Below are 21275 nucleotides of genomic sequence, written 5' to 3'. Positions count from 1 at the left end.
CTCAAGCCATCCCAAAAAAATGCCCGACAGGGAGGCCGGGCAAGGAAGGAGGATGTTATTATCGTGATGCCCCGGAGGAGGACGGTCACGTTCTTGGAGCCGTCACGCGCCTTCATATTCCAGCGAGGCGCCGATCAGTTCGCGCGCATAGGGATGCGTCGCGCCATTGCCGGCGATAGCCTCGCGCGGCAGGATTTCGGTAATTTCGCCGCGCAGCATCACCGCAAAGCGGTCGCACATATGATCGACCACGGCGAGATCGTGGGTCACCATGATATAGGTGAAGCCGCGCTCTTCCCGCAGGCGCTGGAGGAGGTTGAGGATTTCCGCCTGCACCGAGACATCGAGCGCCGAGGTCGGCTCATCAAGCAGGAGCAGCGACGGTTCGAGGATCAGCGCCCGGGCAATCGCCACGCGCTGCCGCTGGCCGCCGGAAAGCTGGTGCGGAAATCGGTCGAGAAAGGAGACGGGCAAGCCGACATCGGTGATGACCTTGCGCATGCGCTCTTCACGGTCACCGAGCTTGTGGATCGCAAGCGATTCCGAAAGCACGGTGCGCACCGACTGGCGGGGATGCAGCGAACCATATGGATCCTGAAACACCATCTGCAGGGTGCGGCATCGTTCGATCAGCGGCATGTCACGCACCGACCGGCCATTGATGAGGATTTCCCCGCTCCAGAAATCATTCAGCATCGACACGCAGCGCAGAACGGTGGACTTGCCCGAACCGCTCTCGCCGACCAGCCCGAAACATTCGCCCGGCTCGACACGGAAGGATACCGAAGGCAGCACTTTCAGGGCCGTATGGCCGCTGCCGAAGGTGATGGAGAGATCGCGGGTTTCAACGGAAACGGCCATTATACGTTCTCCTCCAGCCATTCGGGACGGCGATCCAGCACCGCGAGCGGTGAGCGCGAGCCGCCGATGCGCGGCTGCGCCGCCAACAGGCCGCGCGTATAGGGATGTTGCGCCTGATCGAGATCGCGCGCGGCAAGCGTTTCCACCACGCGGCCGGCATACATGATGAGAACCCGGTCGCAGAAATTGCGCACGAGATTGAGGTCATGGCTGATCATGATCAGGCCAATGCCGCGATCCCGCACCAGACCGTCGAGAATATTCAGCACCTGCAACCGCACAGTCACGTCAAGCGCTGAGGTCGGCTCGTCGGCAATGACGAGATCGGGATCGGCAAGCAGCATCATGGCGATCATGACGCGCTGGCCCATGCCGCCTGAGATCTCGTGCGGATATTGCTCATAGACACGGGCGGCATCGCGGATTTTCACCGCATCGAGCATGGCCAGCGCCTTTTCCCGGGCCTCTGACTTCGACGCCTTGAAGTGGCGAAGATAGGTTTCCGTCACCTGTTCGCCAACCCGGCGGATGGGGTTAAGGGAGAATTTCGGATCCTGAAGGATCATCGACATGCGTCGCCCACGAACCTTCAGCATCTCTTTTTCGCTCAGCGCGAGAAGATCGAGACCCTCGAAATCCAGCTTGTCGGCGGTGATCGTCGCTGATGGCAGGAGGCGCAGAAGGGCACGGCCGACGGTGGATTTGCCCGAGCCGCTTTCGCCGACGATGCCCAGCCGCTCCCGGCCAAGGGTGAAGGAGATGCCGCGCACCGCCTCGGTGGGCGAGCCGCCGTAACGAATGCGGAGATTTTCGACGTCAAGGATTGGTTTTTCCATGGTCTTATCTCCGGTTCATCTGCTTGGGATCGAGCGCATCCCGCAGGCCGTCGCCTAAAAGATTGAAGGCGAGGCTGACGGAGAGGATCGCGACCCCGGGGAAAGTCACCAGCCACCAGCTATCCAGCATGTAACGTCGTCCCGTAGCGATCATCGCCCCCCATTCCGGCAGCGGCGGCTGCGCGCCGAGCCCGAGAAAGCCGAGGCCGGCGGCGGTGAGAATGACGGTGGCCATATTCAGCGTCAGGCGGATGAGAACCGAGGGCAGGCACATGGGCATGATCGACTTGACGATGATGCGCAGTGGCGAGGCGCCCTGAAGCCGCGCGGCGGCGATATAATCCGCTTTACGGAAGGTCATGGCCTCGGCGCGGGCAAGACGCGCGATCGGCGGCCACGAGGTGAGCGCAATGGCGATGATCGCATTGTTGAGGCTCGGCCCGAGTGCTGCGACGAAGGCGAGCGACAGGATGAGGCTCGGGAACGACAGGAAGATATCCGTGATACGCATCATCACCGTATCGAACTTGCCTCCGAGATAACCGGATGCCGTGCCGACCAGAAGACCGACCGGGCCGACGATGACCGACACCAGCGTGATGATGGTGAGCGTAATGCGCGCGCCCCAGAGCAGGCGGCTGTAAATATCTCGCCCCAGCTCATCCGTACCGAAGACATGGCCATTGCCGGGTGGCTGCAGCGTGTTGGCGAGATCCTGCACGTAAGGATCGTGCGTCGCGAGCCAGGGCGCGAAAATCGCCGAAATGACGAGAAGCAGCAAGATCAACAGGCCGAAGGCCGATGTCGGGCTTTTCAGCAGGAAGAGGATGATGTTCTTCAGCGCGTTCAACGGCACCGGAAGACGAGAGGAAGTTTCTGCACGAGCCGTCATCAGCGGGTCCTCGGATCGAAAAAGCGATAGAGAATGTCGGACAGGAGATTAAGCCCGATGAAGATGACACCGACGATCAGAACGCAGGTCATCACGGCATTCATGTCGCCGATGATAAGATTGCTGGTGAGATATTGCCCGAAACCCGGCCAGGCAAAGACGGTCTCGATCAGCACCGCGCCTTCCAGCAGCGAGCCGTAAGCAAGGGCAATGATGGTGACCAGCTGCACGCGGATATTGCCAAAAGCATGCAGCCACACGGTCTGCCGCTGCGACAGACCTTTGACGCGGGCTGTCGTTACATATTCCTGCCCCAGCTGATCCAGCATGAAGCTGCGTGTCATTCGGGTAATATAGGCGGACGAAGAATAGCCCAGCAAGGCGGCGGGAAGGATGAGGTGATTGATGGCCGACCAAAACACTTCCATATCGCCCGCAAGCAGGCTGTCGATCAGAAGAAAGCCCGTCCGTTCCTCCACCAGGCCGATATAGAACTGGTCCATGCGACCGCCGCCGCCGACAAGGCCGAGATGGGCATAAAAAACGATCAGCGCGATCATGCCGGTCCAGAAAATCGGCATGGAATGGCCGAACAGGCTGAGAACCCGCACAAGATGGTCCTGCCAGCGGTCTTTCTTGACGGCGGCATAAACCCCCATGGGAATGCCGAGGCCAGCACCGATCAGGATCGCAAAGGTCGCAAGCTCCATCGTCGCCGGCATGACGCGTATGATGTCCTCGATGACCGGACGGCCGGTGCGGATCGAGGTGCCGAAATCGCCGGTGAACACATCGCCGAGATAATAGATGAACTGCTGCCAGAGCGGACGGTCGAAGCCGAGCGCATGATACACCTGTTCATAGGTTTCGCGAGTTGCATCCTCGCCGACGATCGCCCGCACCGGATCGGCAGGCATCAGTCGGCCGATAAAGAAGGTCAGCAACAGCAATCCAAGCAGCGTAACGGCAATACTTCCGATCTGGCCGGACAGGCCATAAAGCGAAAGGCGTCTTTTTGACATGATTCCTCCCTTGCCAGAAACCGACCGACGCAAGGATGATAGCGCAATCCTGTCTGACAACTATTCGCAAGTTGTCACAGGTGTCGAAAGCTGTCAAGCACGGGTCGGCAAAATCGATAGTGCCAAAGGCTCCAAAAAATTTCTCCCGGTGGAAATTTCACCCTGCGGTTACCGGCGTTTCTACTTCGCGGGAAAATGAACCGCCTGCGTTGCTGCAACCGCAAAAGCCGGTGTTCTTCCGCTTCGAAAATATGCCGGCGCGGGTGCAGTTCCACGACACTACCGACAACATCGAGGGCTTCCGGCGGAGAGCAAGAGATGGCCGATATGACGCTTCTGGCATTTGCCATGGTCGCTTTCGTCGGTATCGCGACGCCCGCTCCGACTGTTCTGCTGGCACTCTCGGATGGCTCGAAATTCGGAATTCCGTGCACTTTGACCGGCATGGCCCGCGCCATTCTCTCCGATTTCGTTCTAATCGGTGCGGTTGCACTGGGGCTGGGGCTGGGGCTGGGGCTGGGGCTGGGAGCCCTGCTCGCTGCCTCGGAATTCTGGTTCAACGTCGTTAAATGGGTGGGCGTCTGTTATCTTGTCTTTCTCGCTTCATGCTGCTTCGCTCCAGAAGCAAGCTCGACGGCGCGCTGCAACCGGCAGATAGGAACAGGGCAACATCCGCGCGCTCGATCTTCCTCAAAGCACTCTGGTCGCGGCGACCAACCCCAAGGGCTATCTGTTCTTTTCTGCTTTCCTGCCGCAGTTCATCAACCCTTTAGCGCCGCAAATTCCGCAATATGCGTGCTTGCGATGGTCTTTGCCGCCATCGATTTCATCGTGATGTTCGGATATGCCCTGCTGGGCGCACAGGCCGTCAGAATGTTACGCAAATCCGGCGCCCTGTGGCTCGACCGGATTTGCGGCGGCGCGCTGTTGACGCTTGCCGCCTCTCTGGCGCTTTATCGCCGGGCAAGCACGTAAGCCATTGAGCTAACTATGTTTCCCGCTTACTCCGCCGCTGTACGGGAGCGCAGAAGCACCTTGTAACGTTCCAGACTGCCGCGCAGATGCGCCGCCATATATTGGCGCGCGGCATCCGCATCGCTTTCTATGATGGCATCGACGATCCTGGCATGTTCTTCCTGCAGATGGAGATTATAGTCCTTCGGACGTGCGCCGGGTGCCGCACCCTGCAATTCGCCGCGCGGGATGATGCCGGAACGGATGAGTTGCAGAAATTCCGGAAAACGCCGGTTCTGCGTCGCCTGCGCAATCGCCAGATGGAATTCGAAATCGGCGTCCCTTGTCGGCAGCCCGGCGGCCAGGCAGTCACCAATCCGCCGGTGCGCATCGACAATCGCCTCCACCTGCACGGCGGAACGGCGCGATGCCGCAAGGCCGGCGGATTCGACCTCGAAAACCGTGCGCAATTCCAGCAATTCGATCACCGAAGAAATCCGCCCGATAGCCAGATCGTTGAAGGGCAGTTCCTTGGCTGGTTTCGTCTCCACGGCAAAAACGCCCGCGCCCTTGCGGGCTTCAACGAGACCATCGGCGCGCAGAATGGCGATGGCCTCGCGCACGACGGTACGGCTTACGGAATATTCACGCGTCAGGGCGCTCTCGCTCGGAAGACGGTCACCGGGACGGAACACGCCCTCCGACAAATCCCGCCTCAGTGCCGAACTGATTTTCGCCGCGAGCGATACCCCCTGCTTCGTGCTGCTCTCAACGTCCATTCCAGCCCACCTGTTTTTAACCTGTCTGGCATGTTAGCAAACGCCCGCAACATTGCAAGGGCCGGGCGCCTTGACGATTGGCTGCCTTGCCTGCTCCTCGCGGTCATCCATCTTGGGCGATGCCTTGCACCAGCCAGAATGCCCTGTCACGAAGGATGTCAAATCAATCCAGTCACTCGAAAAGAAATTTCCAGCTCTTGCATGGAAACAATATACATTATATAATAACGTATATTAATTTAGAACAACAGGAGATGCTGATGAGCGCCGTGAAGATCAATGAGCGCCTGACCGTAGCCGGCCAGCCGGAGATCGCCGATTTCCCTTCGCTCTCCGCTCAAGGATATAAAAGCATCATTAACGCCCGACCGGATGACGAAGATGTCGGCCAGCCGGGCAACATGCGGGAAAAAAGCGCCGCCGGTACGGCAGGTCTGACTTATAATTTCATTCCGGTCACCGGGCCGACCATGACCGAGGCCGATATTCGCGCCTTCCAGCAGGCGATGGCTGCGGCTGACGGCCCTGTTTTTGCCCATTGCAAAGGCGGCACCCGCGCGTTGACGCTCTACGTGCTCGGAGAAGCGCTTGACGCGCGTATGCAGCAAAGCGAAATCGAGGCTTTCGGCAGGACGCATGGTTTTGACCTGTCCGGTGCGGTTCGCTGGCTGGAGCGGCGGTCTTTGGCGGCGCCACACGTCAAGGCCTTCTTCGATCCGCGTACATCCAGCCTGCAATATGTCGTTTCGGACCCAGCGACCGGACGCTGCGCCATTATCGACCCCGTCTATGATTTTGATGAGAAATCCGGCGCGACGGGCACGATGAATGCCGATGCCATTCTGGCCTACGTCGAAAACGAGGGCCTGTCGGTAGAATGGATTCTCGATACCCATCCGCATGCCGACCATTTTTCCGCCGCCCATTATCTGAAACAGAAAACCGGCGCACACACCGCCATCGGCGCAAAAGTTACCGGCGTACAGAAACTCTGGCAGGCGAAATACAACTGGCCCGATCTTGAGACCGATGGCTCGCAATGGGACCGGCTGTTTGAAGCGGGTGACAGGTTCAACATCGGTTCGCTGGAGACCCGCGTGCTGTTTTCGCCCGGACACACGCTGGCTTCCGTCACCTATGTGGTAGGCGACGCCGCCTTTGTGCATGATACGGTTTTCATGCCGGATTCCGGCACAGCCCGAGCCGATTTTCCAGGCGGCAGCGCCAAGGAGCTTTGGGCTTCCATTCAGGATATCCTTGCCCTTCCTGACGAAACACGGCTTTTCACCGGCCATGACTACCAGCCCGGCGGCCGCGCGCCGAAATGGGAAAGCACGGTCGGAGAACAGAAACGCAACAATCCGCATCTGGCCGACATGACGGAAGAAGGCTTCATCCGCCTGCGCGAAGCTCGGGATCGCACCTTGCCCATGCCCAAGCTCATTCTGCACGCGCTGCAGGTCAATATCCGTGGTGGCCGCCTGCCGGAGCCGGAGGCCAATGGCAAACGTTACCTCAAATTCCCGCTCGATGTGCTGGAGGGCAGCACATGGTGAAGGACAATAACTTGCAACAGGCTCGGCGCATCACCGAAATCCCCCTGCCCGCCATGGAGGAACGCGCGGTCGAAGTTGCGCTGCTTTTAAAAACACTCGCCCATCCCGCCCGGCTGATGCTCGCCTGTACGCTGGCCCAGGCCGAATTTTCCGTCGGCGAACTGGAGACGAAGCTTGATATTCACCAACCCACACTTTCCCAGCAGCTCGGCGTGCTGCGGGAAGCGGGTGTCGTCGAAACCCGGCGCGAAGCCAAGCAGATTTTCTACCGGATGAGCGAGACGAAAGCGGCCCAGCTTATCGAAGCTCTCTACGCCATATTCTGTGCACCGGAGGCGGCCCCGTGAGCCCCTATTGGCCCTCGCTTTTCGGCGGCATGCTTCTCGGTCTTGCAAGCATCCTCCTGTTTTTGTTCAACGGCCGCATCGCCGGCATCAGCGGTATCATGGGCAAGATGCTCGGCAGGGAGCGGCGTCTCACCGATCTGGCTTTCGTGGCTGGCCTGCTGGCCGGGCCCTATCTTTATGCGGCCGCATTTGGCCAGCTTCCCACGATAACCATAATCGCCCCATGGCCGCTGATCATCATTGCCGGCCTGCTTGTGGGTTTCGGCACGCGCATGGGCTCCGGCTGCACTTCCGGCCACGGCATCATGGGGCTGGCGCGATTTTCCCGGCGCTCCATCGCCGCAACCGCAACCTTCCTGATCACCGGCATTCTCGCGGCAACGATCGCGGGAGCACTGTCATGAAAAATCAAGCCATGGCGCGTGTTATGCTGGCATTGGTTGCAGGAACACTGTTCGGTTTCGGTCTGTCGCTCTCCGGCATGGTCGATCCGGCCCGCGTTTCAGGTTTTCTTGATCTGGCGAGCGGCCATTGGGACCCGAGCCTAATGTTTGTTCTTGGCGGTGCAGTCTCGGTCGCCGTGCCGGGTGTCCTGCTCAGCCGTTTTATTGGCAGACCGGTTCTTGCCGACGACTTCAGCCTTCCGGCAAAAACCCGCATCGACCGGCCCCTTATCCTTGGTTCGGCCATTTTCGGCATCGGTTGGGGGATTGCCGGTTTTTGCCCCGGCCCGGCACTGTCGGCTTTTGCTCTTGGGCTTCTGCCGGTCATTCTTTTCGTCTGCGCCATGATTGCAGGCATGTTGGCGCATGATCGCCTCGTGGCAAAAGAGCCATAACGCAACCGGCCAACGTTCATACCCAGGCATGATAAAAATGGGCTGCGCGGGTGGCAAAGCACCCGCGCAAGGACCTTCGATTACAGGTCGATCAGGCTCTTGCCCGTCATTTCCGGGGGCAACTCCACGTTCATCAATTGCAGCAAAGTGGGCGCAACATCGGCGAGAATGCCGTCATGCAGCTTTGCGCCTTGCGGACCGCCAAACAGGATCACCGGCACCGGATTGATGGTATGCGCCGTGTGCGGGCCGCCGGTCACTGGGTCGACCATGGTTTCGCAATTGCCGTGGTCGGCGATTACCAGCATGGCGCCACCGACTTTTTCGAGAGCGGCAACGACGGCGGCAAGCCCGCGATCCACGGCTTCGCAGGCCTTGATCGCAGCCTGCAGATCACCGGTATGACCAACCATGTCAGGATTGGCGTAATTGGTGACGATGAGATCGTAGCCCTTGCCGATCGCCTCGACGAATTTCTCCGTCACTTCCGGCGCGCTCATTTCTGGCTGCAGATCATACGTCGCGACCTTGGGGGATTTCGGCATGAAGCGGTCTTCGCCCACCTCCGGCTCTTCCTTGCCACCATTCAGGAAGAAGGTGACATGCGGATATTTTTCGGTTTCGGCAAGACGGAACTGCGTGAGCCCCTGTTTTGCCACCCATGCGCCCAGCGTATTGGCGATATCGCGCTTCGGATAGGCCGTCGTCATGAAAGCCGCGTGGCGGGTGGAATATTCCACCATACCAAGCAATGCCGAAAGCACGGGCTTTTCACGCGCAAAGCCATCAAAATCATCCGCACCGATGGCAAGCAGGATTTCACGGGCACGGTCGGCACGGAAATTCAGGCAGAACAACCCATCGCCGGCCTTGAAGCCCTCATAACCATTGATCACCGTCGGCAGGATGAATTCATCTGTCACATTGTTCTTGTAGCTCTGAGCGACCGCGCTTACCGCATCCGACGCATGTTCGCCCTTGCCGAGAACCATGGCGTCATAGGCCTTTTCAACGCGCTCCCAGCGATTATCGCGATCCATCGCATAATAGCGACCGATCACGGTGCCGATGCTGGCACCTTGCGGCAGGCTCGCCACGAGCGCCGCCACAAAATCCTCCGCCGATTGCGGCGCGACATCGCGGCCATCGGTGATGGCGTGCACGACGACTTTCAGACCGTGGCTGATCATCAGCTTCACCGCCGCCTGGCCGTGGAGGATATGGCCATGGACGCCGCCATCGGAAACGACGCACATCAGATGCGCCACGCCGCCCGCCGCCTTTACGGTGGCGGCGAAATCAAGCATCGCCGCATTGCGGAAAAAGCTGCCATCCTCGATCGCCAGATCGATCTGGCCGAGATCCATCGCAACGATACGGCCGGCGCCGATATTGGTGTGGCCGACTTCGGAATTACCCATCTGGCCGGTGGGCAGGCCGACATTCGGTCCGAAAGTGGTCAGCGTCGCATTCGGGCAGGTGGCGAAAAGCCGGTCCATGGTGGGCGTGTTCGCCAGCACCGGTGCGTTGCTGGATTTATCCTCACTCAGCCCCCAGCCATCGAGAATAGTCAGGACAACGGGTTTGGGAGTGCGCATGGGAGGACCTTCTTCTTCATTCGGTTGCCGGCGGACAGCGGATCGCCGGGCACCGGAGCGCCCCCGTCCGCCACTATGATCATGATGAGAAAACATGCTTCTCGTTCTTCTCTTCTATACCCGAAGATCACGAACGCAAGCCTATACCGACACCGAAACAGTTCCGTGAAGCCGGAGCGCTTCACGGAAAAAAGCTTTTGGATGAAACCTCAGCCGTCGATGAATATCAGAGCCGGCTTTTCCATGAGCGCCTTGATAGCCTGAATAAAGACAGCCGCATCCCAGCCATCGACCACCCGGTGATCAAAGCTGGACGACAGGTTCATCATCTTGCGGGGCACGAAGCGCGTGCCATCCCAGACCGGACGCGTCATGATCTTGTTGACGCCGATGATCGCCACCTCCGGATGGTTGATGATAGGCGTCGAAACCACGCCGCCCAATGCTCCGAGTGAACTGATGGTGATGGTGGAGCCCATCAATTCTTCCCGATGCGCGGTGCCAGTGCGGGCGGCTTCGGCAACGCGTGCGACTTCGTCTGCGCATTCCCAAAGGCCGAGCGTTTCGGTGTGGCGCACGACCGGAACGGTGAGGCCGGACGGTGTCTGCGTGGCAATGCCGATATGGACGGCTTCGTAGTGGCTGATGACACCAACCTCGTCATCAAAAGTGGCATTCATGCCGGGATGATCGGCCACGGCTTTCACCAGAGCGCGCATCAGAAACGGCAGGATCGTCAGTTTCGGCTGTCCGGAACGACGATTGCCGTTCATGGTCGCACGCAAATCTTCGAGATCCGTCACGTCGATTTCCTCGACGTAGGTAATGTGCGGAATACGGGAAGCGGAGAGCACCATCTTCTCGGCAATCTTGCGCCGCAGCCCCGTCACCTTCACTTCCTCGACGGCGCTATCGTGGGCCGCTGCCGGCTCGGGGCGTTCCGGCCTTTCCCGCACGGTTAAGAACCCATCGAGATCGGCATGGGTGATATGCCCGTCCGGCCCGGTTCCCTTGACCTTTGTGAGATCGATATCGAGATCGTCGGCGCGCTGGCGAACGGCGGGAGACGCCAGCGGTTTGTGATGCGGTTCGACTGGAAGGGGCGGCGGCGCATCCTCGGCCTGGCGGACAGCCGGCTGGTTTTCAACGGGTGGCGGTGCTTCCGTCATATCCGCGGGCGCTTCGGCTTCCGGCGCGTTGAGCTCTGGGGCGTCGGCAGAGACATCGGTTTCGATGCGGACGAGCGGTGCTTTCACCGGCACGGTGTTTCCGACCGTCACGGCCAGCCAGGTGACGATGCCCGCCACCGGCGACGGGATTTCAACCGTTGCCTTGTCGGTCATCACAGCGGCCAGCACCATGTCCTCATGTACCGGATCGCCCGGCTTGACGTTCCATTCCACCAGTTCGGCTTCAGCAACGCCTTCGCCGACATCGGGCATCGTAATGGTATATTCCGCCATAATCAGGCCTCCATGACTTCGACAAGTGCGCGCCCGACGCGAGCGGGTCCGGGAAAATAGTCCCATTCCTGGGCATGCGGGTAAGGCGTATCCCAACCGGCGACACGGACGACGGGCGCCTCCAGATGATAGAAACAATGTTCCTGCACCAGCGACACCACCTCTGCGCCAAAGCCGGAGGTCAACGTCGCCTCATGCACCATGACGCAGCGGCCGGTCTTGGAGACGGATTTGACGATACTATCGAGATCAAGCGGCAGCAGGCTGCGCAGATCGATGATCTCGGCATCCACTCCGGTTTCTTCCGCTGCCGCCAGCGCCACATGCACCATGGTGCCATAAGCGATGACGGTGACATCGTTTCCGGGGCGGCGGATTTCGGCCTTGCCGATGGGAATGGTGTAGTGCCCCTCCGGCACCTCGCCCATATCGTGCTTGGACCACGGCGTTACCGGCCGGTCGTGATGGCCGTCGAAGGGACCGTTATAGAGCCGCTTCGGCTCCAGAAACATCACCGGATCGGGGTCTTCGATCGAGGCGATCAACAGCCCCTTGGCGTCATAGGGGTTGGAGGGAACCACCACCTTCAGTCCGCAGACATGGGTAAAGAGCGCTTCCGGGCTCTGGCTATGCGTCTGCCCGCCAAAAATGCCGCCGCCGGTCGGCATTCTAAGCACGATCGGGCAGGTGAAATCGCCATTTGAGCGATACCGGATACGCGCCGCTTCCTGGGTGATCTGGTCGTAAGCGGGATACATGTAATCGGCAAACTGGATTTCGACACAGGGCCGCAACCCATAAGCAGCCATGCCGATGGCCGTGCCGACAATGCCGGATTCGCTGATCGGCGCATCGAAACAGCGGGTCTTGCCGTATTTCCCCTGCAGCCCCTGCGTGGCGCGGAAGACGCCGCCGAAATAACCCACATCTTCGCCGAACACCACGACATCGTCGCTGCGCTCCATGGACACATCCATGGCGCTGCGGACGGCTTCAATCATCGTCATTCTTGCCATGTCTTACCATCCTGCCTTCTGGCGCTGGCGGGCGAGATGCGGCGGCATCTCGGCATAAACGCCTTCAAAAATATCTTTTTTCGGCGGTTTTTTGCCCTCATGCAGGGTGCCGTGGCTTTCCGACTCGCGTTGCGCTTCCAGCACTTCGTCCGCGATTTCCGCCTCCGCCTGCCGGTGCCGTTCTTCCGACCAGACGCCACGCAGGGTGAGATGCTTCTTGAGGCGGAGAACCGGGTCGCCCAGCGGCCAGGCTTCGGATTCGGTCTTGGGGCGATAGGCGCTTGGATCGTCCGAGGTGGAATGGGCGCCGACACGATAGGTGACATATTCGATCAGCGTCGGGCCGAGATTACGGCGCGCCCGCTCCACCGCCCAGCGCGCCACGGCATAAACGGCGAGATAATCATTGCCATCGACCCGGAGCGCGGGAATACCGAAGCCAAGCCCACGCGCCGCAAATGTGCCGGAGCCACCGCGCGCAATGCCCTGAAAGGTGGAAATGGCCCATTGATTATTGACGATATTGAGGATGACCGGTGCCTTATAGGTGGAGGCGAAGACCAGCGCGGAGTGGAAATCCGACTCCGCCGTCGAACCGTCACCGATCCACGCAGCCGCGATCTTCGTATCGCCCTTGATGGCCGAGGCCATCGCCCAGCCGACCGCCTGCACATATTGTGTGGCGAGGTTGCCGGAGACGGTGAAGAAACCATGCTCCTTCGAGGAATAAAGAACCGGCAACTGCCGCCCATGCAGCGGGTCGAGTTCGTTGGAATAGATCTGGTTCATCATGGTGACGAGCGGATAGTCATCGGCGATCAACAGCCCGGCCTGCCTGTAGGTCGGGAAATTCATGTCGCCCTTGGAAAGCGCCTTGCGGAATGCGCAACTGACCGCCTCCTCTCCCAGATGCTGCATATAAAACGAGGTTTTGCCCTGCCGCTGCGCCATCAGCATGCGGGCATCGAAAGCCCGAAGCCGCATCATGTTCTTGAGGCCGACCAGCAATTCCTCGTCCGAAAGCAGCCCCGCCCACGGCCCGACAGCCTCGCCCTGATGATTGAGAACGCGGATGATCGAATAGGCGAGATCGCGCATGCTTTCAGGTGCGGCGTCCACCTCCGGACGCGGCACGGTGCCCGCCTTGGGTATCTTCACATTGGAGAAATCCGGCTCCCCGCCGGGCCGCACCGCAGGCTCCGGAACATGCAGGCTGAGGTGTGGCGTTTCTGATATATCCATTCTACTCCTCCCGTCACGGTCTCCTCCAGACCGCGAAACAATCCTCACAGGTTCCGAGCGATCACCATGCGCTGGACATCGCTTGTTCCCTCGTAAATCTGGCAGATACGCACATCGCGATAGATCCGCTCCACCGGATAACCCGCCATGTAACCATAACCGCCGTGAATCTGGATGGCGTCCGAGCAGACGCGCTCGGCCATTTCGGAGGCGAAGAGCTTGGCCATCGACGCCTCCGAAAGACAGGGCTCACCCGCTTCCTTCAGCGCCGCTGCATGCAGCACCAGTTGCCGCGCCGCCGCAATGCGCGTCGCCATATCTGCCAGCCGAAACGCTACCGCCTGATGTTCGATAATCGCCTGTCCAAAGGCCTTGCGCTCACGGGCATAATCCCGCGCCGCCTCGAAGGCGGCCTGCGCCATGCCGACGGCCTGCGCGGCGATGCCGATGCGGCCGCCTTCCAGATTGGCGAGCGCAATGCGATATCCCTGCCCTTCTTCGCCCAGCCGCAATTCGGCCGGGACCGCCATCTCGGTGAAAGCGATCTGGCAGGTATCGGACGAATGCAGGCCAAGCTTTTCCTCGACCCGAATGACCTCGTAACCCGGCGTATCCGTCGGCACGATGAAAGCGGTGATGCCCTTCTTGCCCGCCGCCGCATCGGTGACGGCAAAGACGATGACGACATCACCATTCTTGCCTGACGTGATGAACTGTTTTGCACCGTCCAGAATGTACCGGTCACCATCACGCCGCGCCCGGGTTTTCAGATTGGAGGCATCGGAGCCGGCCTGCGGTTCGGTCAGCGCAAAACCGCCAATCCATTCGCCGGAAGCCAGTTTCGGCAGGAAACGCTGCTTCTGGTCTTCGGTCCCGAATTTCAGGATCGGCACGCAGCCGACTGAATTATGCACACTCATGATGGTGGAACAGGCCCCGTCGCCGGCAGCGATTTCCTCCAGCGCAAGAGCATAGGCCACGGCACCGGTTTCCGACCCGCCATGATCCTCGGAGACCAGCATGCCAAGGAAACCGAGGTCTCCCATCTCTTTCAACTCGTCTTTCGGGAAACGGCTTTCCCGGTCCCGCGCGGCAGCCCCGGGGGCCAGCCGTTCGCGGGCGAAATCACGGGCCATGTCCCTGATCTGCTGCTGGGCTTCGTTCAGGATCATCGCCGCCTCCCCTCAATGCCGCTCGATGCCGAGCGCGGTTGCTTCACCGCCGCCGATGCAGACGGCGGCCACGCCGCGTTTCAACCCGTGGCGCTGCAGGGCGGCCAGCAATGTGACGACGATCCTCGCGCCGGAAGCGCCGATCGGGTGGCCGAGCGCACAGGCCCCTCCATGCACATTCACCTTGTCATGCGGCAGATCGAGATCGCGCATCGCCGCCATGGCCACCACGGCAAAGGCTTCGTTGATTTCGAACAGGTCGACATCCTTCGCCGTCCAGCCGGTTTTATCGAACAGCTTTTTCATCGCGCCGATGGGAGCCGTTGGATATCCGGCAGGGGCATCCGCATAGGCGGCCTGACCGATAATGGTCGCCAGCGGTGAAAGACCCCGCCTTTCCGCTTCGGAGCGACGCATGAGAACGAGCGCCGCCGCACCATCGGAGATAGAACTTGAATTCGCAGCCGTCACCGTTCCGCCATCGCGAAAGGCGGGCTTCAGCTGCGGAATTTTCTCCGGCCTTGCCTTGCCCGGCTGCTCGTCCACGGCAACATCGCCAACAGGCGTGATTTCCGCTTCGAACGCACCTTCTGCTATGGCGCGCCGCGCCCGTTCCAGCGAGGTGAGCGCATAGTCGTCCTGCATGGCGCGGGTAAATTGGTAGTCTTGCGCGCAGTCTTCCGCGAAAGTACCCATCAGCCGGCCCTTGTCATAGGCATCCTCGAGACCGTCGAGAAACATATGGTCGATGACCTTGCCGTGGCCGAGACGATAGCCATTTCGGGCACGGTCCAGCAGGTAGGGCGCATTGCTCATGCTTTCCATGCCGCCGGCCAACACGATGGAGGCGGTTCCCGCCGCGACTTGGTCATGGCCCAGCATGATCGCCTTCATGCCCGAGCCGCACATCTTGTTGATGGTCGTTGCGCCAATCGAATTGGGAATGCCGGCGGCAATGGCTGCCTGTCTGGCGGGCGCCTGCCCCTGCCCGGCCGTGAGCACACACCCCATCAGCACATCGTCAATATCAGAAATTGGAATAGCGGCCCGCTCGACGGCAGCGCGGATTGCCGCCGCACCGAGATCGGGCGCAGCCACCGATTTGAATTCGCCCTGGAACCCACCCATAGCAGTACGGGCGGCCCCGACGATCACGACAGGGTCATGCACAGCCAAATTCACCTCCCTTGGGCATTCTCTCGCTTGAGAAAACGACCGTCATCGCGATCTCCTCCAGACCTCGACTGACATGAACGCTATCACCAACTCGAATTCATTTCAAAGCTATTTTGATTGACAGTTTTTTGATTGACGATATCTTTGATCCAACAATTAGTCATATCATAGAGCAAATGATCCATGATTGAGCTCGACAGTTTCGACCGCAAGATTTTGCATGTGCTCGGCGATGACGGGCGGGTGAGCTGGCGCGATCTGGCGGCCCGTATCGGTCTTTCCTTCACGCCGACGCTGCGCCGCGTGCGCAAGCTGGAAGAGGAAGGCATCATTCGTGGCTATACCGCCGTGTTCGATGAGAACCGGCTGCTCGGCAATATGGGCGTCTTCATCTCCGTCACGCTGGAGCGGCAGATCAAGGAAGCGCTGACGACCTTCGAACACCACGTCGCTTCTATCCCCGAAGTCGTGGGCGGTTACCAGACGAGCGGCAGTTCCGATTATCTGATCCACGCCATGGTGCGGGACCTGCCGCATTATCAGGAGCTACTGGATTTCCTGACCACGGTTCCCGGCGTGTCGCGCATCCAGTCCAACTTTGCCATCAAGACATTCGTGCGCCGTTCTGCCGCCTTCACCGGAGGTGACGCGCCGTAATCAAGGGTTGCCGGCGCGGAGGAGGTGCCGGCAGCTGACAAAAGGGACGGCAAATACCGTCCGGAGGAGGAGACGCGATGAGTTTGAACCTCGCCGCCATTTTCGACGCCGATCTCGGCCCGGAAATCGCAGCATTGCGCGACAGCGCAAGTGCATTCGCAGACGATAAAATCGCCCCGCTGGCGGCAGAAATCGATAGGGACGACCACTTCCCACGTCAGCTCTGGCCGCAAATGGGTGATCTCGGCCTGCACGGCATCACCGTTTCGGAGGAGTTCGGCGGTGCTGACATGGGCTATCTCGCCCATTGCGTGGCGATGGAGGAGATAAGCCGGGCTTCCGCTTCCATCGGCCTTTCCTATGGCGCTCATTCCAACCTCTGCATCAACCAGATCCACCGCTGGGGAACGCAAGAGCAGAAGCACAGATATCTGCCGAAACTCGTCTCCGGCGAACATGTCGGTTCGCTCGCCATGAGCGAGACGGAAGCCGGATCGGATGTCGTGTCGATGCGACTGAAGGCGGAGCGCAGGGGCGACCGCTACGTGCTGAACGGCGCGAAGATGTGGATCACCAATGGCCACGAGGCCGATACGCTGGTGGTCTACGCCAAGACGGATATGTCGGCCGGCCCGCGCGGCATCACCGCCTTCCTGATCGAAAAAGGCTTCAAGGGGTTTCGGCCGGCCCAGAAACTCGACAAGCTCGGCATGCGTGGTTCCCCCACATCAGAGCTGGTTTTCGAGGATTGCGAGGTGCCGGAGGAAAACATTCTCGGACGCCTCAATGACGGCGTGACGGTGCTGATGAGTGGTCTCGATTACGAGCGCGCCGTGCTGGCTGCCGGCCCGGTTGGCATCATGCAGGCGGCCATCGATCTGGTGCTGCCCTATGCCCGCGAGCGCAAACAATTCGGCAAACCCATCGGCGAATTCCAACTGGTGCAGGGCAAGCTTGCCGATATCTATTCGGCCATGAATGCATCCCGCGCCTATGTCTATGCCGTGGCGCGGGCCTGCGACAATGGCCGCATCACAAGGCAGGATGCGGCAGGCGCGATCCTTTTCGCCGCCGAGCGTGCGACGCAGGTGGCGCTGGACGCGATCCAGCTTCTTGGCGGCTCCGGTTACGTCAATGAAAGCCCGGCCGGACGGCTGCTGCGCGACGCTAAACTCTATGAAATCGGCGCAGGCACCAGCGAAATCCGCCGGATGCTGATCGGTCGCGAACTGGTCAAAGGCAACGGGTGAGGACGCGCGATGAAGCTTACATCCAGTCTGAGCCGCGACCCCACCTTCGCTGCCAATGTCGATTTCATGTCGGGTCTGGTGGATGACCTGCGGCAGCACGTCGAAAAAATCTCCAAAGGCGGCGGCGACAAGGCCCGCGAGCGGCATCTTTCCCGCGGCAAATTGCTGGCGCGCGACCGCATCGAAGGCCTTCTTGATACCGGCAGCCCATTCCTCGAATTTTCGCAATTTGCAGCTTACGAGGTGTATGACGAACCCGTTCCCGCCGCTGGCATTATCACCGGCATCGGCCGGGTCTCGGGCCGCGAATGCGTGATCGTTGCCAATGATGCGACGGTGAAGGGCGGTACCTATTATCCGCTGACGGTGAAAAAACATCTGCGCGCGCAGGAAATCGCCACTGAGAACCGCCTGCCCTGCATTTACCTCGTGGATTCCGGCGGCGCGAACCTGCCCAATCAGGACGAAGTCTTTCCCGACCGCGATCATTTCGGCCGCATCTTCTATAATCAGGCCAATATGTCGGCGGAAGGCATCGCCCAGATTGCCGTGGTGATGGGCAGTTGCACGGCGGGCGGGGCCTATGTGCCCGCCATGAGCGACCAGTCCGTCATCGTCAAAAATCAGGGCACGATCTTTCTCGGCGGCCCGCCGCTGGTGAAGGCTGCGACCGGGGAAGTGGTGACGGCTGAAGAACTGGGCGGCGCGGATGTGCATTCGCGGCAATCCGGTGTCACCGATCATTATGCCAACGACGACCGCCACGCGCTGGCGCTGACCCGGCGGATCGTTTCTACCCTCAATCGCCGCAAACAGGTGGAGCTGGATATTCGCGAACCGGCGGAACCGCTTTATCCGGCGGACGAACTTTACGGCATAGTGCCCGCCGATACGAGAAAACCCTTCGAGGTGCGCGAGATCATCGCCCGCCTGGTGGACGGTTCCGAATTCGATGAGTTCAAGGCGCTTTACGGCACGACGCTGGTCTGCGGTTTCGCCCACATCCACGGTTATCCTGTCGGCATCATCGCCAATAACGGCATTCTGTTTTCGGAATCGGCGCTGAAGGGCGCGCATTTCATCGAACTCTGCTGCCAGCGCGGCATTCCCCTGGTGTTCCTGCAGAACATCACCGGCTTCATGGTCGGCAAGGCCTATGAGGCTGGTGGCATCGCCAAGGATGGCGCCAAGCTCGTCACCGCCGTCGCTTCAGCCAAGGTGCCGAAATTCACCGTCATCATCGGCGGCTCCTTCGGGGCTGGCAATTACGGCATGTGCGGCCGCGCCTACTCGCCGCGCTTTTTGTGGATGTGGCCAAATGCCCGCATTTCCGTGATGGGCGGCGAACAGGCGGCCTCCGTTCTGGCGCAAATCCGCCGCGACGGCATCGAGGCCGATGGCCGCCACTGGTCGAAAGAAGGCGAAGAGACCTTCAAGCAGCCGATCCGGGAAAAATACGAGCGGGAAGGACATCCCTATTATGCCAGCGCAAGGCTGTGGGATGACGGCATCATCGACCCGAAAGATACCCGCCTCGTGCTTGGCCTTGGTCTTTCCGCGGCGCTTAACGCACCGATAGAACCCACCCGTTTTGGCATATTCAGGATGTGAGGCGACGATGTTCTCGAAAATACTGATCGCCAACAGGGGCGAAATCGCCTGCCGCATCATCCGCACTGCCCGCAGCATGGGCATCCGCACCGTCGCCGTTTATTCGGACGCCGACCGTGACGCCATGCATGTGGCACTGGCCGACGAGGCAATTGCCATCGGCCCTGCGCCCGCGCGTGCCTCCTATCTCGACGGCGAAAAAATCATCGCCGCCGCAAAAGCGACCGGCGCGCAAGCCATTCATCCCGGTTACGGTTTCCTCTCCGAAAATGCCGGCTTCGCCGAAGCCTGCGCCGCTGCCGGGCTCGTTTTCATCGGCCCGCCGGCCACAGCAATCCGCGCCATGGGCGGGAAAAGCGAAGCGAAAGCGCTGATGGCGAAGGCCGGCGTTCCCGTCGTTCCCGGCTATCACGGGGAGGATCAGGCAGAAGAACGGCTGAGCAGCGAGGCGGAGGCGATCGGTTATCCCGTTCTGCTCAAGGCCTCGGCCGGTGGCGGCGGCAAGGGCATGCGCATCGTGCGGAAGAAACGCGACTTTGCGGCGGAGCTTGCCGGCGCAAAGCGAGAGGCGCTTGCCGCCTTCGGCGATGACCGCATGTTGATCGAGAAATATCTCGAACGGCCACGGCATGTGGAAGTGCAGGTCTTTGCCGATGGCCACGGCAATTGTGTTTCGCTTTTCGAGCGCGATTGCTCGATCCAGCGCCGGCACCAGAAGGTCATAGAGGAGGCACCCGCTCCCGGCCTGCCCGATGCCTTGCGGCAACGCATGTATGATGCAGCGACCGCCGCCGCCCGCGCCATCGATTATCGCGGCGCGGGAACCGTGGAATTTCTGCTCGACCCTTCCGGCGACTTCTATTTCATGGAAATGAACACCAGGCTTCAGGTCGAGCATCCGGTGACGGAATATATTACCGGGCTCGATCTGGTCGAATGGCAGATCCGCGTCGCGAACGGCGAGGTCCTGCCGGAAAGCTGGACCGATCTCGACATCAACGGCCATGCCATCGAGGCGCGGATTTACGCCGAAGACCCGGCGCATGCTTTCCTGCCGTCAATCGGCACGGTCAGCCATCTCGTTTTTCCCGATGAAGGCCCGTATCTCAGGATCGACAGCGGCATCCGCGCCGGAGACGCGATCACCGTGCATTATGATCCGATGATCGCCAAGCTGATCGTCTGGGATCATGACCGAGCCGCCGCCGTGCGGCGGCTGCGGCTGGCGCTGGAAAAACTGGCAATATGCGGTGTCACCAGCAATGTTGCCTTTCTGGCGCGGCTTGCAAGGCTCGAGGCTTTCGCCAACGCCGATCTCGATACCGGCTTCATCGCCCGCAACGAGGCGGCACTTTTCGCCCCCGCAGCCACCGGCGAGAGCGAGAAAGCTGTAGCCGCGCTTGGCCTTCTTCTTTTGCGACAGAAAGCGGCCAAGACTGGTTCTCTGTCATCGACCGATCCCTATAGCCCTTGGAACAACACTAACGCTTTCCGCCTGAATGCACCAACGCGGGAAACCCTGAATTTCACTCTCGACCACCAGCCGCTCACGGTTGCCGTTACTCATGAGGAGGACGGGTTTTCGCTGGAGATTGACGGCGGGTCGATCCATGTCGCCGGGAACCTCTCAGAAAATGGCGAGCTGCGTGCGGCCATAGATGGCAGGGGTAAGCAGGGCTATCTCTTTTCGGAAGGTAGCAGCACCGCCCTTTTTCTGGATAGCGAACACTATCGCATCAGCCAGCCGGACCCGGTCGATATTGCCGATTCCACCAGTCACACCGGCGGTCTGGAGGCGCCCATGCCGGGTATTATCCGCGCTTTGCTCAGCCAGAAAGGTGCGCTCGTCGAAGCGGGCGAGGCGCTGGTGGTAATGGAGGCAATGAAAATGGAGCACACGATACGTGCTCCGGCGAAAGGTATCGTCGCCGCCATCAACTGTGCCGAAGGCGATATGGTGACCGCCGGTGCCGTGCTGGTAGACTTCGAGCCGGAAGGTGCGTGA

Annotated in this window: 19 protein-coding genes and 1 pseudogene; 9 read left to right on the top strand and 11 right to left on the bottom strand. The window is 60.3% G+C overall.

Annotation, left to right across the window (positions count from 1 at the left end):
- Positions 1 to 102: 102 nt before the first annotated feature.
- Genes AKG12_RS11570 through AKG12_RS11555 form a run of 4 tightly spaced genes read right to left on the bottom strand, consistent with a single transcriptional unit; the run spans position 103 to position 3611 of the window.
- Positions 103 to 861, bottom strand: a complete 759-nt coding sequence (locus AKG12_RS11570) for an ABC transporter ATP-binding protein (protein ID WP_046801472.1) — start codon at positions 859 to 861, stop codon at positions 103 to 105.
- On the bottom strand, positions 861 to 1697 hold the full coding sequence (locus AKG12_RS11565) for an ABC transporter ATP-binding protein (RefSeq protein WP_052818901.1): 837 nt from the start codon (positions 1695 to 1697) through the stop codon (positions 861 to 863). Before AKG12_RS11565 ends, AKG12_RS11570 begins: the two co-directional genes overlap by 1 nt.
- 4 nt (positions 1698 to 1701) lie before the next feature.
- Positions 1702 to 2589, bottom strand: coding sequence for an ABC transporter permease (locus AKG12_RS11560; RefSeq protein WP_052818900.1), 888 nt, complete (start codon positions 2587 to 2589; stop codon positions 1702 to 1704).
- Complete coding sequence (locus tag AKG12_RS11555; protein ID WP_046801475.1) at positions 2589 to 3611, bottom strand: ABC transporter permease; 1023 nt, start codon at positions 3609 to 3611, stop codon at positions 2589 to 2591. The genes AKG12_RS11560 and AKG12_RS11555 overlap by 1 nt, the downstream gene beginning before the upstream one ends.
- Positions 3612 to 3929: 318 nt before the next feature.
- Here AKG12_RS11555 and AKG12_RS11545 point away from each other — a divergent pair.
- Positions 3930 to 4586, top strand: a pseudogene (locus AKG12_RS11545) (LysE family translocator).
- Between the two features lie 26 nt (positions 4587 to 4612).
- Here AKG12_RS11545 and AKG12_RS11540 read toward each other — a convergent pair.
- Positions 4613 to 5344 carry a FadR/GntR family transcriptional regulator gene (locus tag AKG12_RS11540; protein WP_046801915.1) on the bottom strand — a complete coding sequence of 244 codons (732 nt, stop codon included), beginning with the start codon at positions 5342 to 5344 and terminating at the stop codon, positions 4613 to 4615.
- A 260-nt stretch (positions 5345 to 5604) separates the two neighbouring features.
- Here AKG12_RS11540 and blh point away from each other — a divergent pair, with 260 nt between their 5' ends.
- Genes blh through AKG12_RS11520 form a run of 4 tightly spaced genes read left to right on the top strand, consistent with a single transcriptional unit; the run spans position 5605 to position 8085 of the window.
- The gene (gene blh, locus AKG12_RS11535) at positions 5605 to 6900 is read left to right on the top strand and encodes a bifunctional sulfur transferase/dioxygenase Blh (protein WP_052818898.1); all 1296 of its coding nucleotides are present in this window, start codon (positions 5605 to 5607) and stop codon (positions 6898 to 6900) included.
- A complete protein-coding gene (gene bigR / locus AKG12_RS11530; RefSeq protein ID WP_052818897.1) occupies positions 6894 to 7247 on the top strand; it encodes a sulfite-sensing transcriptional repressor BigR in 354 nt (117 codons plus the stop codon). Before blh ends, bigR begins: the two co-directional genes overlap by 7 nt.
- A complete protein-coding gene (locus AKG12_RS11525) occupies positions 7244 to 7651 on the top strand; it encodes a YeeE/YedE family protein (RefSeq protein WP_052818896.1) in 408 nt (135 codons plus the stop codon). The genes bigR and AKG12_RS11525 overlap by 4 nt, the downstream gene beginning before the upstream one ends.
- Positions 7648 to 8085 carry a YeeE/YedE family protein gene (locus tag AKG12_RS11520; RefSeq protein ID WP_052818895.1) on the top strand — a complete coding sequence of 146 codons (438 nt, stop codon included), beginning with the start codon at positions 7648 to 7650 and terminating at the stop codon, positions 8083 to 8085. The genes AKG12_RS11525 and AKG12_RS11520 overlap by 4 nt, the downstream gene beginning before the upstream one ends.
- Positions 8086 to 8165: 80 nt before the next feature.
- Here AKG12_RS11520 and gpmI read toward each other — a convergent pair whose 3' ends face one another.
- The 6 genes from gpmI to AKG12_RS11490 all read right to left on the bottom strand — a co-directional run bounded on the left by gpmI (position 8166) and on the right by AKG12_RS11490 (position 15752).
- Positions 8166 to 9683: a 2,3-bisphosphoglycerate-independent phosphoglycerate mutase gene (gene gpmI, locus AKG12_RS11515; RefSeq protein WP_052818894.1), complete on the bottom strand. Its 1518-nt coding sequence runs from the start codon at positions 9681 to 9683 to the stop codon at positions 8166 to 8168.
- A gap of 209 nt (positions 9684 to 9892) precedes the next feature.
- The gene (locus AKG12_RS11510; protein ID WP_052818893.1) at positions 9893 to 11146 is read right to left on the bottom strand and encodes a dihydrolipoamide acetyltransferase family protein; all 1254 of its coding nucleotides are present in this window, start codon (positions 11144 to 11146) and stop codon (positions 9893 to 9895) included.
- Positions 11147 to 11148: 2 nt separating this feature from the next.
- Entirely contained in the window at positions 11149 to 12162 is a 1014-nt protein-coding gene (locus AKG12_RS11505; RefSeq protein ID WP_046801908.1) for an alpha-ketoacid dehydrogenase subunit beta, read from the bottom strand.
- 3 nt (positions 12163 to 12165) lie between these two features.
- Positions 12166 to 13404 (bottom strand): 3-methyl-2-oxobutanoate dehydrogenase (2-methylpropanoyl-transferring) subunit alpha, encoded by a 1239-nt coding sequence (locus tag AKG12_RS11500; protein WP_046801907.1) that lies wholly within the window; start codon positions 13402 to 13404, stop codon positions 12166 to 12168.
- Between the two features lie 44 nt (positions 13405 to 13448).
- Positions 13449 to 14576, bottom strand: coding sequence for an acyl-CoA dehydrogenase family protein (locus tag AKG12_RS11495; RefSeq protein ID WP_052818892.1), 1128 nt, complete (start codon positions 14574 to 14576; stop codon positions 13449 to 13451).
- Between the two features lie 12 nt (positions 14577 to 14588).
- Entirely contained in the window at positions 14589 to 15752 is a 1164-nt protein-coding gene (locus tag AKG12_RS11490; RefSeq protein ID WP_082178813.1) for an acetyl-CoA C-acyltransferase, read from the bottom strand.
- 183 nt (positions 15753 to 15935) lie between these two features.
- Here AKG12_RS11490 and AKG12_RS11485 point away from each other — a divergent pair, with 183 nt between their 5' ends.
- From AKG12_RS11485 to AKG12_RS11470, 4 genes are all read left to right on the top strand, one after another.
- A complete protein-coding gene (locus AKG12_RS11485) occupies positions 15936 to 16409 on the top strand; it encodes an Lrp/AsnC family transcriptional regulator (RefSeq protein WP_035221263.1) in 474 nt (157 codons plus the stop codon).
- A 77-nt stretch (positions 16410 to 16486) separates the two neighbouring features.
- Positions 16487 to 17659 carry an isovaleryl-CoA dehydrogenase gene (locus AKG12_RS11480; RefSeq protein ID WP_046801904.1) on the top strand — a complete coding sequence of 391 codons (1173 nt, stop codon included), beginning with the start codon at positions 16487 to 16489 and terminating at the stop codon, positions 17657 to 17659.
- A 9-nt stretch (positions 17660 to 17668) separates the two neighbouring features.
- The gene (locus AKG12_RS11475; protein WP_052818891.1) at positions 17669 to 19270 is read left to right on the top strand and encodes a carboxyl transferase domain-containing protein; all 1602 of its coding nucleotides are present in this window, start codon (positions 17669 to 17671) and stop codon (positions 19268 to 19270) included.
- Positions 19271 to 19277: 7 nt separating this feature from the next.
- Positions 19278 to 21275: an acetyl/propionyl/methylcrotonyl-CoA carboxylase subunit alpha gene (locus tag AKG12_RS11470; protein WP_052818890.1), complete on the top strand. Its 1998-nt coding sequence runs from the start codon at positions 19278 to 19280 to the stop codon at positions 21273 to 21275.

Origin of the sequence: Agrobacterium sp. SUL3, assembly GCF_001263295.1 — a bacterium.
In the GTDB taxonomy this organism is placed as follows: domain Bacteria; phylum Pseudomonadota; class Alphaproteobacteria; order Rhizobiales; family Rhizobiaceae; genus Agrobacterium; species Agrobacterium tomkonis.
The sequence above is the reverse complement of the archived record's forward strand: the minus strand, read 5'-3'. Positions and strand labels throughout refer to the sequence as shown.